19 protein-coding genes are annotated in these 16,233 nt (G+C 68.3%); 8 read left to right on the top strand and 11 right to left on the bottom strand.

Annotation, left to right across the window (positions count from 1 at the left end):
- The 6 genes from AB0O24_RS17650 to AB0O24_RS17625 form a co-directional block, all read right to left on the bottom strand.
- A partial coding sequence (locus tag AB0O24_RS17650; RefSeq protein WP_363376700.1) for a hypothetical protein occupies positions 1-276 on the bottom strand: 276 nt, incomplete at its 3' end.
- 69 nt (positions 277-345) lie between these two features.
- Complete coding sequence (locus AB0O24_RS17645; RefSeq protein ID WP_275800336.1) at positions 346-660, bottom strand: hypothetical protein; 315 nt, start codon at positions 658-660, stop codon at positions 346-348.
- Positions 661-893: 233 nt separating this feature from the next.
- Positions 894-1,385 carry a hypothetical protein gene (locus AB0O24_RS17640; RefSeq protein ID WP_275800338.1) on the bottom strand — a complete coding sequence of 164 codons (492 nt, stop codon included), beginning with the start codon at positions 1,383-1,385 and terminating at the stop codon, positions 894-896.
- Entirely contained in the window at positions 1,378-1,986 is a 609-nt protein-coding gene (locus AB0O24_RS17635) for a recombinase family protein (RefSeq protein ID WP_275800340.1), read from the bottom strand. Before AB0O24_RS17635 ends, AB0O24_RS17640 begins: the two co-directional genes overlap by 8 nt.
- 187 nt (positions 1,987-2,173) lie before the next feature.
- Positions 2,174-3,001, bottom strand: a complete 828-nt coding sequence (locus tag AB0O24_RS17630; RefSeq protein ID WP_275800342.1) for a MerR family DNA-binding transcriptional regulator — start codon at positions 2,999-3,001, stop codon at positions 2,174-2,176.
- Positions 2,994-4,250, bottom strand: a complete 1,257-nt coding sequence (locus AB0O24_RS17625; RefSeq protein WP_275800344.1) for an MFS transporter — start codon at positions 4,248-4,250, stop codon at positions 2,994-2,996. Before AB0O24_RS17625 ends, AB0O24_RS17630 begins: the two co-directional genes overlap by 8 nt.
- Positions 4,251-4,619: 369 nt before the next feature.
- On the opposite strand from AB0O24_RS17625, the gene AB0O24_RS17620 reads away from it, so the two are divergent.
- The 7 genes from AB0O24_RS17620 (at position 4,620) to AB0O24_RS17590 (ending at position 9,121) form a co-directional block, all read left to right on the top strand.
- Positions 4,620-5,399, top strand: coding sequence for a CPBP family intramembrane glutamic endopeptidase (locus AB0O24_RS17620; protein WP_363376698.1), 780 nt, complete (start codon positions 4,620-4,622; stop codon positions 5,397-5,399).
- A gap of 211 nt (positions 5,400-5,610) precedes the next feature.
- Positions 5,611-5,874, top strand: a complete 264-nt coding sequence (locus AB0O24_RS17615; RefSeq protein WP_275800348.1) for a hypothetical protein — start codon at positions 5,611-5,613, stop codon at positions 5,872-5,874.
- Position 5,875: 1 nt separating this feature from the next.
- Positions 5,876-6,691: a Fic family protein gene (locus AB0O24_RS17610; RefSeq protein WP_275800350.1), complete on the top strand. Its 816-nt coding sequence runs from the start codon at positions 5,876-5,878 to the stop codon at positions 6,689-6,691.
- The gene (locus AB0O24_RS17605) at positions 6,688-7,290 is read left to right on the top strand and encodes a recombinase family protein (protein WP_275800352.1); all 603 of its coding nucleotides are present in this window, start codon (positions 6,688-6,690) and stop codon (positions 7,288-7,290) included. Before AB0O24_RS17610 ends, AB0O24_RS17605 begins: the two co-directional genes overlap by 4 nt.
- Positions 7,287-8,108: a DUF5677 domain-containing protein gene (locus AB0O24_RS17600; protein WP_275800354.1), complete on the top strand. Its 822-nt coding sequence runs from the start codon at positions 7,287-7,289 to the stop codon at positions 8,106-8,108. The genes AB0O24_RS17605 and AB0O24_RS17600 overlap by 4 nt, the downstream gene beginning before the upstream one ends.
- A 292-nt stretch (positions 8,109-8,400) precedes the next feature.
- Positions 8,401-8,739 (top strand): hypothetical protein, encoded by a 339-nt coding sequence (locus AB0O24_RS17595; RefSeq protein ID WP_275800355.1) that lies wholly within the window; start codon positions 8,401-8,403, stop codon positions 8,737-8,739.
- A 70-nt stretch (positions 8,740-8,809) separates the two neighbouring features.
- Positions 8,810-9,121, top strand: a complete 312-nt coding sequence (locus tag AB0O24_RS17590) for a hypothetical protein (RefSeq protein WP_275800357.1) — start codon at positions 8,810-8,812, stop codon at positions 9,119-9,121.
- A gap of 31 nt (positions 9,122-9,152) precedes the next feature.
- Here the strand turns inward: AB0O24_RS17590 and AB0O24_RS17585 are convergent, their stop codons facing one another.
- Positions 9,153-9,815, bottom strand: coding sequence for an ArsR family transcriptional regulator (locus AB0O24_RS17585; protein ID WP_275800359.1), 663 nt, complete (start codon positions 9,813-9,815; stop codon positions 9,153-9,155).
- Between the two features lie 212 nt (positions 9,816-10,027).
- Between AB0O24_RS17585 and AB0O24_RS17580 the strand changes: the two genes are divergently transcribed.
- Positions 10,028-11,050, top strand: a complete 1,023-nt coding sequence (locus AB0O24_RS17580) for a serine/threonine-protein kinase (protein WP_363376694.1) — start codon at positions 10,028-10,030, stop codon at positions 11,048-11,050.
- Between the two features lie 8 nt (positions 11,051-11,058).
- Here the strand turns inward: AB0O24_RS17580 and AB0O24_RS17575 are convergent, their stop codons facing one another.
- Genes AB0O24_RS17575 through AB0O24_RS17560 form a run of 4 tightly spaced genes read right to left on the bottom strand, consistent with a single transcriptional unit; the run spans position 11,059 to position 16,191 of the window.
- A complete protein-coding gene (locus tag AB0O24_RS17575; protein WP_363376692.1) occupies positions 11,059-11,877 on the bottom strand; it encodes a DUF6671 family protein in 819 nt (272 codons plus the stop codon).
- Positions 11,877-12,200: a hypothetical protein gene (locus tag AB0O24_RS17570; RefSeq protein ID WP_058595311.1), complete on the bottom strand. Its 324-nt coding sequence runs from the start codon at positions 12,198-12,200 to the stop codon at positions 11,877-11,879. The genes AB0O24_RS17575 and AB0O24_RS17570 overlap by 1 nt, the downstream gene beginning before the upstream one ends.
- Complete coding sequence (locus tag AB0O24_RS17565; protein WP_363376690.1) at positions 12,197-14,728, bottom strand: DUF2309 domain-containing protein; 2,532 nt, start codon at positions 14,726-14,728, stop codon at positions 12,197-12,199. The genes AB0O24_RS17570 and AB0O24_RS17565 overlap by 4 nt, the downstream gene beginning before the upstream one ends.
- Positions 14,728-16,191: a proton-conducting transporter membrane subunit gene (locus tag AB0O24_RS17560; protein WP_363376688.1), complete on the bottom strand. Its 1,464-nt coding sequence runs from the start codon at positions 16,189-16,191 to the stop codon at positions 14,728-14,730. The genes AB0O24_RS17565 and AB0O24_RS17560 overlap by 1 nt, the downstream gene beginning before the upstream one ends.
- Positions 16,192-16,233 lie beyond the last annotated feature (42 nt).

The raw sequence follows: 16,233 nt of genomic DNA, 5'->3' as shown, positions 1-16,233 counted from the left end.
CTCGAACAACTCTCCCTCGTCTACCCCGAACGCATCCACCGCTACCTCTAACCCCCGAGACACCACCCACTTACACACACAACTTGACAGGCTCGGCGTGCAAATTCCGCTCATCGGCGCGGTCATAGCAACACCTGTCGAAGCGGCTGCCTCCACGTCGGGATCGAAGATGAACGCCAAGACACCAGACGTCAAGACGGCGTACCCCCCGACGACCACGATAACGATCAGAACGATCAGAATTGTTAGCGAACGTTTTTGTACCCGGGTCATCATCGTGTGCCACGCTAGCCCTTCCTATACGAACCGGAAGGAACCGATCGGTTTCGCACCGACTCGCGAAGTTCAGTGCTGGGCGTGATGGACGCGCCGCTTAATCGGCAGGCCACCCGTGGCAGAGAACGCGGCAATGAAGACACCGAGTCCGGCGAGGCCGGCCACGAAGAACGACACCACAGCCCAGAGCGTGCGCCCGACGCGGACGGCAAGCCCGATTAGGAGCGATGCCGCCACCACAGCGCACCCGCCGCTCCACTGCAACACCCGGGCGGTGTCGAACTGGTGCTGCTCCGCTCTCCTACGCCAACCGGGACCCAGAGAGCAGGTGTTCACGAACTGGTCATCTGTGCGTGTCACGATGACGTCCATGAGACGCTTCACGCCTGCGATGCTACGACTCGTCTTGGCTGTCGTCTGCGTCGTGGCGGTCCCCGCCGTTTACTCGATGGGGATGAGTTACGGGGCGGAGTATCTGGTGTGGGACCCCACCTACTCGACTTACTACTACGAGGAGCGTCCGGCCGGACTTGTCGTCATCGTGGTCGCGCTCGTGCTCTGCGCGGCCCTGGGCGCGGCCTCCGTTCTATTGGGTGTGAAGGGCATGGTCGCGTTCGTTAGGGCCTACCGTGTTCGGTATCGCCGGACCGGACTGCCCAACGCTCCAGCGTGAAGACCCACCCGGCCAACATCTGATCACCCTCGCGGGTGTCCGGGTACCCGATCGCGTAAGCAACCCCATCGTCGTCCGGTTCTGACGTCGGGCCCCACACCACATGCTCTACTGGTCGGCGCGTGTCCGCAGTGGTCTCTAGAGGCGCACGAGTAACTGATCCTGCGCAGGGTTCCCACCCGTTTCCGTCAACCCAGGTGACCTTCACATAGAGGGCATCAAGAGCAGTCACAATGCCCTCAACGACAACGGCCCCGTCGACGCCACCCTCGGCGTACTTATCAAAAATGAACGGGACCTCGTCGACACTCGCGTCGTGGAAGTACACCCGCCGATAAGGAACTGCCCATCGAGAGATGGACTCTCCGACGCTGATGACCTCACCGTCCTCGTCGAGTTCAGACAGGGTCGCGAGCACGCGGCAGGTCTCATTCATGGGGCACTCCGACACCGGGACTGCCCGCGCCGGCGGTGGACTGGTGCCGGTACAGGGACGCGCGGGACCACCCCACCAACGCGGCCGCCTCGGCGGCTGTCTTTCCCGCTGCTCTGGCCTGAGCCACGATCGCCAACTTCTCACCCACCACACCCGGGTCCGACTTCGGCCGCCCGAACCGGATCCCGGCCTCCCGAGCCACAGCGATGCCGGCGTTGACTCGTTCGACGATGAGTTCCCGTTCGTATTCCGCCAACGTGGCGAGCATGTTCAGCATCAGCCGGCCCGTCGACGTCGCAGGATCGATACCATCCGAGACAGACATCACCTGGATGCCGGCATCCCGGAGCCCATTCACGGTATTGAGGACATCAATCAGGGAGCGGCCAAGCCGGTCCACTCGCCAGACAGCCACGGTGTCACCCGGTTCGGCGTACTCGAGCAGGCGTCGCATCCCCGGACGCGACGCCGCCGTTTTACTGCCGGACATAACGTCGGAAAAGATGTCCCGCTTCTGCACCCCTATAGAGAGGAGCGAACCGATCTGGAGTTGCGGGTCCTGACCGGCGGTACTGACCCGTGTGTAACCGAGAAGCCTCACCCGCCCATCTTGTCCCGTAAAGTCCTCGCAGAGCTACTGAGACACGGGATGCTGTGAGATGACTTTCCGAGACGGTGGTGAACCTCGAAAATGCGGGGGAGGGAAGCGCCTGAATAACGCAGCCTCTTATGTCTTGAAAATCTTTAGTTTTTCGGGACGAGTGGCCCCTGTCGGAGACGAAGTCCACCTACCCTGTCGCTGTCTCCGGATCAGGGTAAGGGACGCCCGGTGTCGAGCCGGAGTCGCGACTCGCCCCGTCATTGGGGCTTCTGCTCGTTAGTACCGTTGCGATTCGTGTGAGCGTGCTCTGCTGTTGCTCGTTGAGCACGTCCGACGTGTACTCGCTAAACAGGCTCGCGGAACCGATCAGCTCGTAGGGCTGCGGACCATTCGAGAACTCGTCGAGCAACGGCTCAAACGATACGACGATGTTCTCGACGAGCGCGGAGATGTCCTGCTCAGTGCTCGTCGGTCCGAGCCGATCGAAACGCTCCGCGATGTCAGCTATGGACGGAGCGACCGTGGATCCGCTTATCCGCTCGTAGAAGCGCGCGAGAAATGGCATCCCCTCTTTTCCGACGAGGTGCGCCAGTAGTACCGATTGGTCGCGGTCGATTTTCGCGAGGTTCGGCGGTAGTCCCGTGGCTACGAAGACTGCGAGGAACGGAGCCAGCTCCGGGGGAAGGTCCGGGGCCGCGTCGTGGATGCGGAGATGGGCGATGAGGTTGCGTTGCTCTGTGAGACGTTCGATCTGCCCCGCAAACGCGGCGTCCAGCTCATCCAGCAGCCCTCCTTCATCTGGTGCCGCATCGTTGAGCAGATCGGGCATCCGATCCAGCGGTATCCCCAGCGAGGCGAGGCGCTTGATTCGAACGACCCGGATCAGGTCGTGCACGTCGTAGCTGCGATACCCATTGCGCCCACGGTCAGGTTCCGGCAACACGCCAACCTGGTGATAGTGGCGCAACGCCCGGACAGTGACCCCCGCGAGTCGCGCCAACTCTCCGCTATGCACTGTCAACCACCGCCGTCTCGCCGTTGCCGGCCTCTGCCGACTCGGGGTCCAGGTTATGCAGCGAGCGTGCGAACAAGCCGACGGCGACCGCGACCAGCCACACACTCACGAGAGCGATCGCCGCGACGTTCACGCCCGCGTACTCAGTGAGAACGGCGGCGGTCACGATCCCGACGGGTGGGGCGGCGGTCATGATCGCGTTCTGTGTGCCCATGATCCGTCCGCGCATCTGCTCGGGGATGCGCTCGATCATCAGCACTCCGATCAGGCTGCCGAAGAGTCCGCTGGACAGGCCGACGACGAATGCGCCGGCCAAGACCACCCACACGGAGGACAGGGTGGCGATGAGACCGAAGCCGAGGGTGCTACCGAGCAGCCCAGAGAGGAACCATGCGCGCCGTCGTCCGCGGGTGCCAGCGATCGCGTAAACCGTACCGCCGACCAGCATTCCAGCGGCCAGGGCGGTGAGGATGAAGCCGAGCATTCCGGGTTGCCCGACGAGCGTGAAGTAGACAGGCAGGATCAACCCTTGCAGGGAAGCAAGCACGATCACCGACGCGAGGCTCAGCACCGTGGTGACGATCAGGAATCGGCTACCAAGTAGCACCCGCCACCCGTCCCGGAGCGCGACCCAGCCGTTGCCCGTGACAGTGGCCGCAGCGCCGTCCGCGGTGACAACGGCACCGACGTGGTGCGGGATGAGCAACGTCAGCAGCGCCGCTGCCAATGATGTCGCCGCGGTTATCCACAGCACCGTGGACCCGTCGAACAGCACCATGAGCGTCCCTGCCGCCGCTGGGCCGAGCAGCAGCGCGACCGCGCCCAGGGCCTCGCGGACTCCCATGAGCCGTTCCGAAGCGATCCTGCTGTGGCGCACGATCGCGGGCAACAGGGCATCCCTAGCAGTCATGCCCGGCACATCTCCCAACGAACCGATGATGCCGAACAGGATGAACCAGCCCAGGCTCAGTCCCGAGAGCAGGTCGATCAGCGGCAACGCTGCGACCGACGCGGCCGAGACGAGATCGGTCACGACCGACGATGTGCGCCGGTTGATCCGGTCGATGACCACACCCATCAGCAGGCCCGCAAGCATGGCAGGGATCGCCGTTGCCGCGGCGACCGCACCAGCACCGAGGGCACTACCGGTGACCTGCAAGACAATCAGCGGCAGAGCAACGCCCGCGATCGAGTTGCCAAGCAGCGACAGTAAATAGGACGCCAGATACGCAACAGGAGTGAGCCTCATCGCTTCAGTACGAACCATGACGTAGGGGCAGGGTCAAGCGCCGCCGTCATTTGCCCTTCGAGCCGCCAACCTCTGTGACCGAATCACCGCCACATTCCGTGAACAACCACAGGTTGTGAGACATGACTCGCGGAAGTAGCTCGGCGGTAGGAGGACCGTCTCATGAACGGTCGTTCGCGAGGGCTCTATGGAAGACAGGCCATTTAGTCCCGATCCCGCGGGGGACGATTGGGCTTCGGGGCGGTGGGGGCCGAAAGAGGTGCAACGTCCAGCCGGCACTCCGCCCTCACGGCATGCGCTGCGCATCTTTGCGACGACTTGCCTCTCAGTCACGACATCATGAGGCGTATGAACGCACACGATCAGCACATGCCAGGCGAGGTCGTGCGTGGGCGTGTTGTGTCTATCGCGCTGCTCATAATGGGAGCCTTGCAACCAGTTGTCGTCGGCTCGTTGCCGTTCGCAGTCGTAGCGGCGGGGGTCGCAGTCGGGCTGAGCCTATGGCTACGATCTCTCGACGCGGCGGAGGCCAAGGATGCGATCATCCTGGTCGCTCTGCTCTACATCGTCAGCCTGGTTCCGGGCATTGGTCTGTGGCCGAGCGGGCCAGCGATTGCCATTGGGGTGACAGCGCTCATCTCGTGGAGAGCCGGCCGCCTCGCACGGTGGCGTGAATGGCTACGAGTCGGGCGGTTCGATGGACAGGCCTGGGCGACCATAGGAGCAGTGGCCGCCGTGAGTGTCGTTGCCCTCCTGCTCTGGCAAACCGTGTTCGACGGACAGCTGCCGACCACATACAGCGAGCTCGCCGGATCGGTGGCTGCCCCGGTTGCGGTGGCGGGCGCCCTCGGCTTCACCGTCTTGAACGGTGCGATCGAGGACAGCATCTTCTTCGGACTATTGCTGACACCCATGCTGCGGTACTTCCCACCTCGATCGGCTGTCGCTCTCACCGCTCTCGCATTCGGACTCGCACACCTCCACGGCGTTCCAAACGGGATCGTCGGCGTCCTGCTCGCCGGAACGTGGGCGCTGATGCTGGGCTACTTGCGCACCCGCACAGGAGGAATGCTGGCCACCTACCTCGCCCACGTCGTGGCCGATGCAACCATCGTTGCCATGCTGATCCCACCGCTGCTAACCATGTGAGGCTCCAGCCGCGCTGGCTCAAGAAGCCCTCCTCCTTGGGCGCCGAAGCGACGCGACAAACGCGACAATTACCGCCGCGCTTCACAGAGTTGCCGGAAACACGCCGATCGCCGCGGTGCAAAACCCCGTCGCGAAACCCGAACCGATGCAAAAACAAGTGGAGCCCTTTTGCATCATTTGATAGAATTGGTGGGGACCGAGGGGAGCCACCGTGGCCGAGTCGCAGATGAAGATCGAGCAGCAGTACCCGGAGCTGTTCGCGCAGCTCACCGACAAGCAGCGTCGCGCCGTCGTGCAATCCCTCGCCGCCGGCTGGCATGAGGGCTGGGAGCCCACGCGCGAGGACGTCGAGAACCTGACGGACTACGCGCGCGGCGCGATTGACGCGGCCGAGTACGACCGTCGTTCGGCGGCGGCAGCTCACCGCGCGGCCGAGGTGTCTCGACGCGCCGCCGGCGTCGTCGGCGCAGCCTGACGTGGCCGATCGGTTCGATACCTGGGAGTCGTATTTCTATCCCGAGACCATCAACGGTCTGAACGGCACTCTGCGCAACAAGTTCGATGAGCGCGACTTCTTCGAGCTGAAAGCTCGCGAGTACGGGCAGACGGCCCGTCGCGGGTTCGAGCTGGAAGCGGGGATGGTCGATATCCCTAAGACGTTCGACGCGGAGCACTTGAAGGCGATTCACCGGCACCTGTTCCAGGACGTGTACGAGTGGGCGGGGGAGTTCCGCACGGTCAACATGGGCAAGGGTCCGGGGCGCGACTTCGGCCACGTCGACGACGGGGAAGTGGGCCGCTACCTCTCCGAGGTGCACCAGCTCGCGACGTCGACCGACTGGGCCTCGATCAGCCGTAACGACTTCATTGCCACCAGCGCCACCGTGTTCGCGTACGTGAACCAGGCGCACCCGTTCCGCGAGGGCAACGGCAGGACGTCGAAGCAGTTCATGCACGACCTGGCCGAGGGCTCGCCGTTCCGGTTCGAGTTCGACCGGGTGACTCCCGAGCAGTGGAACCAGGCATCCGCTATGAGCCGTCCCGACATGTTCGCGTTCGCTCCTGACCCGTCGTCGCTCGTGCCGATCTTCAACGCGGTGAGTGTCGAGAAGCCATCCCTCGCGGCCGACCCTCTCGCAGACGTCCGAGCCGTCATCAGCGGCAGCTACCAACGGTCCCCGAAAGAAGCGACCAGGGGTGCGGGCCAGAGCGGCCAGCAGCCGCCCCGGGCCCGCCGTAGCGGCCCCGGCCACATGTCCGACCGGTTCCCCACGGCGGGGCTCGAGAGATGACGAACGTGATCGGCTACGCCCGCGTCTCCCGCCGGGAGCAGAACCCGGACGCGCAGGAGGCCGAGCTGCGCGCGGCCGGCGCTACCCGTGTGTTCGTCGACCACGGCGAGTCCAGTCGCATCGCTGCGCGCCCTCAGTGGGTCGCGTGCCTGGATTACCTCCGCGAGGGCGACACTCTTTTGGTGCGTCGCCTCGACCGTCTCGGCGGCAGCGAACGGATCATCCTCGACACGTTGAACGAGCTGCGCGAACGCGGCATCGACATTCGCTCTCTGACCGAACCGCAGATCGACACGACGACCCCGACGGGCCGTGCTCTGTTCGGGATCGTTGCGGTGTTCGCGGAGCTGCGCGTCGACACGATTCGGGAGAACACGCAGCGCGGCATGGATCATGCCCGCGCCCAGGGGAAGCTGATTGGCCGACCGTCGAAGCTGAGCGCTGACCAGCTCTCCGAGCTGCGCCGTATGCGCGAGGAGGACGGGTCGAGTTTCGCCTACATCGGGAAGGTGCTCGGCGTCGACAAGTCGACCGCCTCCCGTGCCTACGCGGAGCTGTCTCGTTTTGCTGACACTCAGGAGCCGGCAGGTTCGCGGTGAAGCTCACCGGCAGCGAGCTGCGAACGGTCATCGACGAGTTGCAGAGCGCATGGCAAGCACACGGCGACGCCGATTCTCTCTACCAACCCGCGGCGCGGCGGGATCAGCGGTTCACGGGAGAGGACGCCGCGCGGGTCGCCATCGTGCACGGCTGGGCGCGGCACTTGCATGAGACGGCGAGGGCGGCGGCTCTTCTTCTCGATAACCGGATGACCAACGCTGCGCTTCCTCTCGTCCGCCAGATGTTCGAGTGCGCCCTGACCGCTGTGTGGGTCGTTCAGAGCAAGGATCAGCACGGGGTACGCGCGATCATTCGCGAGCACTCCCGTAGCCGCAGAGCGTTCGCGATCGACGCTCACAAGGCGGCGTCACCGACGTTCCGAGAGTCGGCGGATGACATTGCCGATAGCGAGCTCGCTCATGACTTGGCGACGTCGGACAGCTCGCGTCAGTTCCGCGATATCTGCCTCGATCTTTCGCCCGGTGGCGTTGACGCCTACATCTACTACCGAGTCATGTCGAGCTATAGCCATGCGTCCCTGGCAGTCACGGACCTGTACTACAAGGCCGCCGACCCGGGCAGCGGTGCGATGCCCTATCGCCTTGCTGAACCCCGCGCCGCGATACCCGCCGACACGTTGCTCTATTTTGTCGCAGTAACACTCGTCTGGGGTGCTCGCGCGTACACCTACACAAGCCGAGATCACACGCACCGCAGCGTCATCCGTCGTGCAGCCCACACCCTCCAAGTGAACAGCGAAATCCAGCTCAGCGACCACTACCGGCGTCGCCATGCAAAGCCCCGGACGACGAGATAGCTCTCGGCCTTCCGGATGTCATCATCACTCTTTCCCGGTCCCCTTGATACATGCCGTCCTTCACAGCGCAGCACCCCGTCAAGGGTGCGGCCTGCCGCATCACGGAGTGACGCGAAGCGCCCCTGACGAGGTGTCGGGGTGTGACGCGATCTCGGGCATCAGGCGGGGCGAGTTCGACCGCCCCTCGCCGCGCCGGCTGCACTCCCGTCTGGTGGAACGCGCGCGGTCCGCTCGCCGATGGGAGCGAGGTGACGGTCGAGGCATGAGCCGGACCAGAGGGCAGGATGGGAGCATGCGCATCGTCGGCGGAGTCGTGCTCCTGATCGTGGCGACGGCGGTCGGCCTCTTCGGCCCCTTCGCCTTTCTCGTCACCGGACTCGACTGGACGTTCTCCAAGCCCGACACCGTTCTCGAGGACTCCCCCCGCTGGGACGCCGAGCGGCTGTGGCACGTGCAGTTCGGGGTTGCCGCGCTGGTCGTCTGGCTGCTGCTGGCTGTCGGTGCGTATCTCGTCCTGTTCCACGGGCGCGCACGCAAACGCCCGGTACTCGCGGGCGTTCTGACCGGTGCGAGCGCACTCGTCGTGCTCGGGGCGACGGCCGCGGCACTCTCCTCGCCGCACAACTTCTGAGCGCGTCCACGTCGCGCCGCTCGGGGCCACGTGCGAGGATCATCGAACGGTGCAGCGGAGGAGATTCGGGATGATCAGTTCTCCGCGCAAGCTCGCCCTCTCTCTGATCGCCGGAGGGGTGCTCGCTCTCGTGGCGGGCACCGTGCTCGGCGTCACGACCGGTGTGGCTCTGCTCGGGATGACGGGACAAGTGCTCGGCACATGGTTCAGCTATGTGCCGATCTTCTCGGAACCGACCCCGCGACCCATGCCGGCGCTGGAGCCGCTCTTGCCTGCTGTGGGGCTCGTCGCCGGCATCACGCTTTTCCTCGGGGGCTGGGTGGCGATCATTCGAGGTGCCGCGCACGGCTGGCCCGCGAGGTTCGATCGCTCAACTCTCTGAGCTGATGCCGACCGCGTCCGCTCCGGTCGGGCTACGCCGCCGCGAGCTGGGGAGCGACGCGGGTGATACGGGCGCGCAGCTCGGCCACCGTTTCGTCGAAGGCTTCGATGCTGCCCGCTCGTGCGGGGTCGCGGATGGACCAGTGCACGTCGTCTCGTCCCCGCATCCGTTCGTGGGCGTGGTCGCAGACGCTGATCAGGAAGTCGCCGGGACGCGCGACCTCGTCGACCGAACGAGGGGTCGCGTCCGCCTCGAGGGGGATGCCGTGGCGAGCGGCGGCGGCCACCGCGCCGGGATTCACCCGATCGGCGGGACGGGTGCCCGCGGACGCGGCCGGAATGGAGCTGTGCGCAGTCCAGATGGCCTGCGCGAGTTGCGAGCGCGCGGAGTTGGCGGTGCAGACGAAGACCACCCGGCCTCCCACTTTCCGCGGTCCCAGGGCGAGCGCCGAGAACGCTTCGGGGATGAGCTGGAGGTAGCTGCGTCGACCGTCGGATTCCGATCGGACACGTCGCGCGATGCCGCGAGATTCCAAGACGTTGGCGTGGAAGGCGACCAGATTCGACTTCATCCCCAGGGCTGCCGCGATCTCGCTCGACGACATGTCGCCGATGGAGAGCAGGTCGACGATCTGCAGGCGTCCCGGATCCGCGAGGGCAGCGAAGGCATCCGCGCGCCGTTGAAGGTCGTCCATTATGCACCTCAGGGTCGCACTTGTCAGCGGGCAGCGCCAAGTGGTTTAGCTCAGTAATCTTTGAGCGACCGCAGCGGGCCGGGCGCCCCCCAAGTCTTCGCCCGCTGCGGTCCCACCGGCGCCAAGAGTCACAGGGAGTCTCGCATGGGTATCGGAACCGGCGCGCTGGTGTCCACCACCCGCCGCGCCCGCGACAACGAACACACCCGCGTGTGAGCACCGTAACGCGACGCGACCGCAGCCGCGGCTCCGAACGGGAGGCCCTCTCGGCCCTTCTCGGCGAGGTGTTCGGGGGGCGATACCGGCTGCTGGAGCCCCTCGGACTCGACGACGGATCGCGCGCCTTCCGCGCGCGCGACGACATCCTCGCGCGCGACGTCGCCGTGAAGATCTTCCGCGCCGACCCGCGCGATGCTTCCGATCCACCGCGCCGCCTTGCCGCCGCTCACGTGCTCACCGGGCTCGATCACCCGTCTCTGGTGACCCTCTACGACGCGCACCTCGGGCGCGACGGCCGTGGGTTTCTCGTCATGGAGCTCATCAAGGGGCCCACTCTGCGACAGCACCTCGACCAGAACGGTCCTCTCCCCTCCGAGGCGGCCGCGGGGGTGCTCCGGGATATCGCACGTGGCCTCGCCGTTGTCCACGAGGCGGGCATCGTCCACCAGCGCCTCCGCTCGTCGAACACGCTCCTTCGGCCTCTGCGAGACGGCAGTCGGCCTTTCGCCGCGGTCCTCTCCGACTTCGGCGTGACGGACCTCCTGGAGCGCGCGGCACGAGCGGACGGGCTCGACCTCGCCGCCGACACGGCGGAGTACCTTCCCCCGGAACGGGTCCACGGCGAAGGCGCCCGACCTGCCTCCGACATCTACTCGCTCGGCCTTCTGATGCTCGAGGCGCTAACCGCGGAGCGCCCCCTTTCCGGCGGACTGGTGCAGGACCTCCTTCTCGACCCTCTGGCGTATGACCCGGAGATCCCCACGACGTTCGGGTACGGCTGGGAACTGCTGCTCACCGCCATGACGGCCCGTGACCCCGACGCACGCCCCACCGCGTCGGAGGTCGCGGCCCTGGCGGCCGAACTGCACGACCTCCCCGAGCCGACGCCGGCAACGGTGATCACCACGGACAGTCCGGAGCCGGTGCCGGCACTTCGAGCCGTGCGTCAGACGCGCGACGTCGTCGCGCGGAAGCGTCGACCCGCGCTCTGGACGTGGGTCACCCACTACCACTAGCCGACGCCTCACGGATTGCACGCGTCGCACGCGGCGGGATCGGCCACCTCCACCGGTCGCCGGCGTTCCCGCCGTTCCGGACACCGCGGGCACCCGTCCACGTCGAGCCGCACCTGCGACGTCGCGTTGCCGCAGGCGCCGCACGGCAGTCCGCGCACCACACCGACCGGTCCGAAACCGGGGCACCCGCACCCCGGGCAGAGGCGAGTGAGGCGTGCGGCGAGCAGCCACGACAGCCGCCGCAGCGTTCGTCGTCGCCCCGGGTTCATGTGCGCACGCAGATCCGGCTCGAGCTCGACCGGACCCCGACGGACGAGGGCGAGGAGGGCCGTGGCATCCTGAATCCCCTTCCTCATGCCCTCGTCGGTGTGCGCCACGACGGCCTGATGGGGGAACCCCACGCGGTGGAGGTACCGCTGCGCCTCGCTCTCGGTGCGGACCACGCGCCGCGGCGCGACGTGGACGTGCTGACGGATGCCATGACGCACGCGCATGCCGCGTTCGAGGTCGACGAACACGGCGAGCTCCTCGTGCACCATCGGGCCGAAGCCGCCCAGCGCGGGGGAGTACGACGCCTCGGTCGCGAGACCCGTGGCCGTGCCCAGTTCGGCCGCCGCCCCGCGGGCTTTGGCCGTCGCCGCCTCTTCGGGAGTGAGCAGCCGCGGCACGTCACGCGTGAACGTGCCGAGGGCGTCGGTGTCGAGTGCCACCGTGGGGGCGACCCACGCGCCGAGCCACCGTCGGAAGGCGGGTGCGAACGCCGCCTCTTTCCCGTGGACCGTGCCGATCGCCGCCGTGGTCCCGTCGAACGGCGAGGGAGCGCCCATCACACGAAGTAGTCGGCGCGGCTCACCGCGGTGGGTGACACGAACATCACGCCCGCCGTGCGCTCGAGAAGGGGACGGATGCCGGCGACGATCCCGTCCGCGCGCTCGGGAGCGACGACCGTCACCAGCAGGGTGAGGGCGTCGTGGTCGTTGAACAGCAGGCGACCGCCGCGCGAGCCGTGGTGTCCGACGCCGGCCACACCGGTGATCGCGGTGTAGCCGCGGGCGCCGAGCGACTGCATCAGTGCGGAGACCTCGGCGACGTCGTCGCTCGCGACGACCACCTCGATCTTGGTCATCGGGGTCAGTTCGGACGTGCTCATGAGCGGTGCTCCTTCGTGGTGGTCTCGTGATGGAGGACGGGGATGCCGGGGGCCTCGGCCGTGTCGAGGTCGTCGAGCTGCCAGCCGTAGCGGCCCCAGCGCATCCACGGCGCGTTCTCGTCGTCGCGTACCCGAAGGGTGATCCAGCGGTGAGCGACGAGAGTGCGGACGACCTCGGAAGCCTCGACGATCGTGTTGACGCGCTCGATCGGCGCCTGGACGAACACCTGAAGGCGTACGGGCTCGTGCCGTGCCTCCTGGCCGACGCCCACCGACTGCCACGGCAGGCCGATCCGCACGTCGCCGCCGTAGCCCGAGAGCACGCCTATGGTCCCGACGACGTTGTGCAGGGGCTTGGGGCCCGCGCCGAACCGGTCGGGGGCGACAGTCGACGCTGAGTACTGCGCGTTGATCCACTGCGCCACGATCATCGGTGCGGTGAGGATCGTCTCGAGCCCCGACCCCTCCGGATCGGCGGACGCCTCGTAGCTGTGCAGGAACGCCCGCCGCTCGAGGTCGAGCCCGGCCGTGATCGCCCGGGGCCCGACGATGAAGGCCGCGTTGCCCGCGAGCCCCCATTCGGCGTACGACTCCGCCCAGTCTGCGGACCGCCGCTCGGTGTCGCGCACGGCTCCAGCCGCGTCGCTTCCCCCGGGGAGGGTCGCGCTGCGCTCCGCGGTGTTCGCGACGCGCGCGGACTCGAGGTGGTGCCCGAGCTCGAGCACGATCGTCTCGTGCGTGGCCGGGACCGTCCAGGGCTCGAGCACCGTGACCTCGTCGGTCACGGTGTCCATCTGCGCGGCGAGGAACAGCGTGTCCGCGGGGATCCGGATGCCACGCGCGGCCAGCGCGAGGCGCGTCTCGGGGTCGTTGAAGATCATCGCCGCGGCGCGGGCGTTCGGTTCGCCCTCGTGCCCACCGCACGCCCCGCACTGCAGGCTCGACGCGAAGGGGTTGTTCGTGACGGTCGCACCGTGGCCGCACAGCAGCACGATCGGGGCGAAGTCGTCGACGAGGCCCATCATCCGCAGCGCCGTCTCGGCGTAGAGGACGCGCTCCTCGAGCGAGAACACGACGTCGGCGTCCACGTGCGTGGATGGCTTCGCGGGCCTGACCTTCTCGACCAGCGCGCGCCAGCCTTCCGGGGCGAGCGTCCGCATCGCGGAGGCCGCGCCGATCACCCAGCCCGCGGTCTCGGCGAACGCGAAGGGCGTGACCGGCGACTCCTTCAGCGCGTCGAGCGTGGCATCCCGTTCTCCCTCCGCGATCCGGCGCTGCCGCCACCGGTCGAGGGCGTCGCGCTCGACGGACGACTCGGTGATCGCGACCCGCGGGGTCAGCAGGACGGGGCACGAGGCGACCTCGGCGGACCCGTCCGCGGGGCGGAACGAGATCGGCACCGCGAAGAAGCCGGCGAAGCCGAGCGTCTCGACGGGGCCCGCCGCCTCGAGGTGGCGCCGGAAGCTTTCGGACCGCGTGTCGATGCAGAACACGGCCTGGGCGAGCGGGCGGCCGGTCCGTTCGTCTCGCCGAGCGGGCGCGAGCGCGCGGGCCACGCCGCGCTCGTATGCCTCCTGCCAGACGGCGAGCCTGGTCGCAGGGGTGACCAGGGCGAGCGTGCGGCCCACGACAGCGCGGGTGGCGGGGTCGGACGGGTCGGCGCCCAGCGCGAGCGTGACCGTGCCGATCCGCGCCTTGTCGTCGGGCGCGGTCTGCGCCGACGCGGGGAGAGTGGCGTCGGCCGGGAGCAGGAGGCGCTCGAGCGTGACCCGGATGGCGACGAGCGAGGTGAGATCGATCCCCCGCGAGCTGTCCGTGAAGTGCCGGACGAGCGCCGACCAGCCGGGCTGCGCGAGTACGTGCGCCCGTAGGAAGTCCTCGGCCGCCGAGCCCGCGAGCTGCCAGCGGTCGAGGGCGACCCCGATCGCGCTCGCCGCATCGGCGGGGGTGTTCCGGATGCCACGCCGCACGTGCCGCGAGAGCGTCGGGTCGGCCGCTGCGAGGCGCCGCCAGCCGGTCCACATGCCGTCGCGCCGCACGGGCCCCGTCCACGCGCCCTCGCCGAGGGTGGCGGTGAGCCACCGCGCGGTGAGGTCGTCGATGCGCGCGTGGACGCGGGGCGAGAGGGCGCTCGCCGGGGTGGGGAGCGAGGAGCCGGGGGCCATCGGGGGCGAGACGAGCAGGTCCTGCCGCAGAACCTCGGCGACCGTGGTGGCGACCTGACCGACCATGAGGGTGTCGGTCGCGCGCGCCTCAGCGACCGTGAACCGGAGGGCGGCGATCAGGTCGCCCGACGAGATGCGCTCTTGCTCGTGCAGCTCGCGGAAGCGCTCTTCGGGCAGCGTGAGCAGGATGCCATGGTCGCGGGCGATCTGTCCGAGAGCGTCTTCCCAGTCGAGGTTCTCGTAGCCGGCGACGGGGTTGCGGGCGATGAAGGTCTCGAGCGGGAAGTGCGGCGAGATCGTGCGGCCGGCGGCGGCGACCCAGCCCCGGATGGTGGCCGGTGAAGGAGGAGCAGTGGTGGTCATCAGACTCTCCGGTACTCGAGGGGGCCGCCGGCGGATGCCGGAGCCCAGGACGGGGTGGGGGCGGGGAGCGGCGGTCGGCCCCAGGCGAGGGCGAGGGCGAAGATCCGGTCGGAGACCGGTCCCGTGGAGCGGATGAGGAGGAGGGATGCCACGGCGATGACGAAGACCGCCACGGCGACGCCCCACGGCAGCGCCGTCGTCCCGCTGACGGGGACCAGCGCCTCCGCTCCCGGGAAGACCACCGCCACGTACCCGACGACCGCGATCGACAGCGTGAGGAGCAGCGCCGCTCGCGTCGGGACGCGCGCCGAGGACGCGCCGATCCGCGCCCCCGCGACGGCGGCGGTCGTGAGCGCGAAGAGGAGGAGGACTGCGGTCGGGTGCGCGAAGGCGTCGCTGCCGATGAGGGCGATCGCGGCGGTCCCCACGACGAGCAGTGCGCCCACGACCCGCCCCGCCCGCGAGGGGGTGGACCGGGGGAGAGCCCGGGCGCGGAGCGCGTGTTCCACGGCGGACCCGGCCCCGAGGAACAGGCTCGCCTTGAAGAGCGCGTGGCCGACGACGTGCACGAACGCGAGTCCGTAGGCGCCGAGCGCGCACGCGAGGAGCAGGAAGCCCATCTGTGCCGCGGTGGAGTGCACCAGCCGCCCCTTCACGTCGGCGCGGGTGAGCATCGCGAGCGTCGCGATCAGCAGCGTGACTGCCCCGGCGATTCCGGCGATCCAGGGACCCACGGCCGAGGGGACGGGGGAGAACCGCAGGAGGAGCAGGGCGCCGGCATTGACGAAGCCCGCGTGCAGGAGAGCGGAGACGGGCGTGGTCGTCGCGGCGGTGGCCGGGAGCCAGCCGTGCAGCGGGAACGACCCCGCGCGTGCGACCGCGGCGACCGCGACGAGGGCGCCGACGAGGGTCGCGGCCACGCCGTCGAGGCTGCCGAGGGCGGCGAGCGAGATCGACCCGGTCGAGGCGGTCGCGACGACGACGGCCGTCCAGAGCGCCGCGTCGCCGATGAAGAGAGCCACGGCGCTGCGCTGGACCGCGACCCGCGTCTGCGGGCCCGAGCCCCCCGTCGCGATCAGGGCGATCGTGCTGAGTGTCGCCAGGGTCCATCCGACGGCCAGCAGCACGACGTCGTCCGCGGCGATGGCGGTCGTCGATCCGAGCGCCGCGAGCGACGAGAGGGCGAAGAAGCTGCGCGAGCGCGGGTCGCCGCGCAGGTGGCGGCTCGCGTACACCTGCACGACGACGGTGAGGGCGACGATGAGCAGCGCGAGCGTGGCACCGGCGACATCGCTGCGGTCGGCCAGGGCGCCCGCCAGGCCGAGCGTGGCGAGAGCCGCCGCGGCGACCCCGGGCCAGACGGCGAGCGAGCCCGGAGTGCGGTGGCGCGTGGCATCCGGCAGGAGGGCGGCGACGACCGCGGCGAGGAGCGCGGCCGTCAGGAGCGGGGCGATCGGTGACATGCGCAGCATGTTACATGCAATGAAATGCGTGTGTCAAAACGC

This window comes from Microbacterium sp. NPDC086615 (assembly GCF_040686055.1).
Taxonomy (GTDB): domain Bacteria; phylum Actinomycetota; class Actinomycetes; order Actinomycetales; family Microbacteriaceae; genus Microbacterium.
The sequence above is the reverse complement of the archived record's forward strand: the minus strand, read 5'-3'. Positions and strand labels throughout refer to the sequence as shown.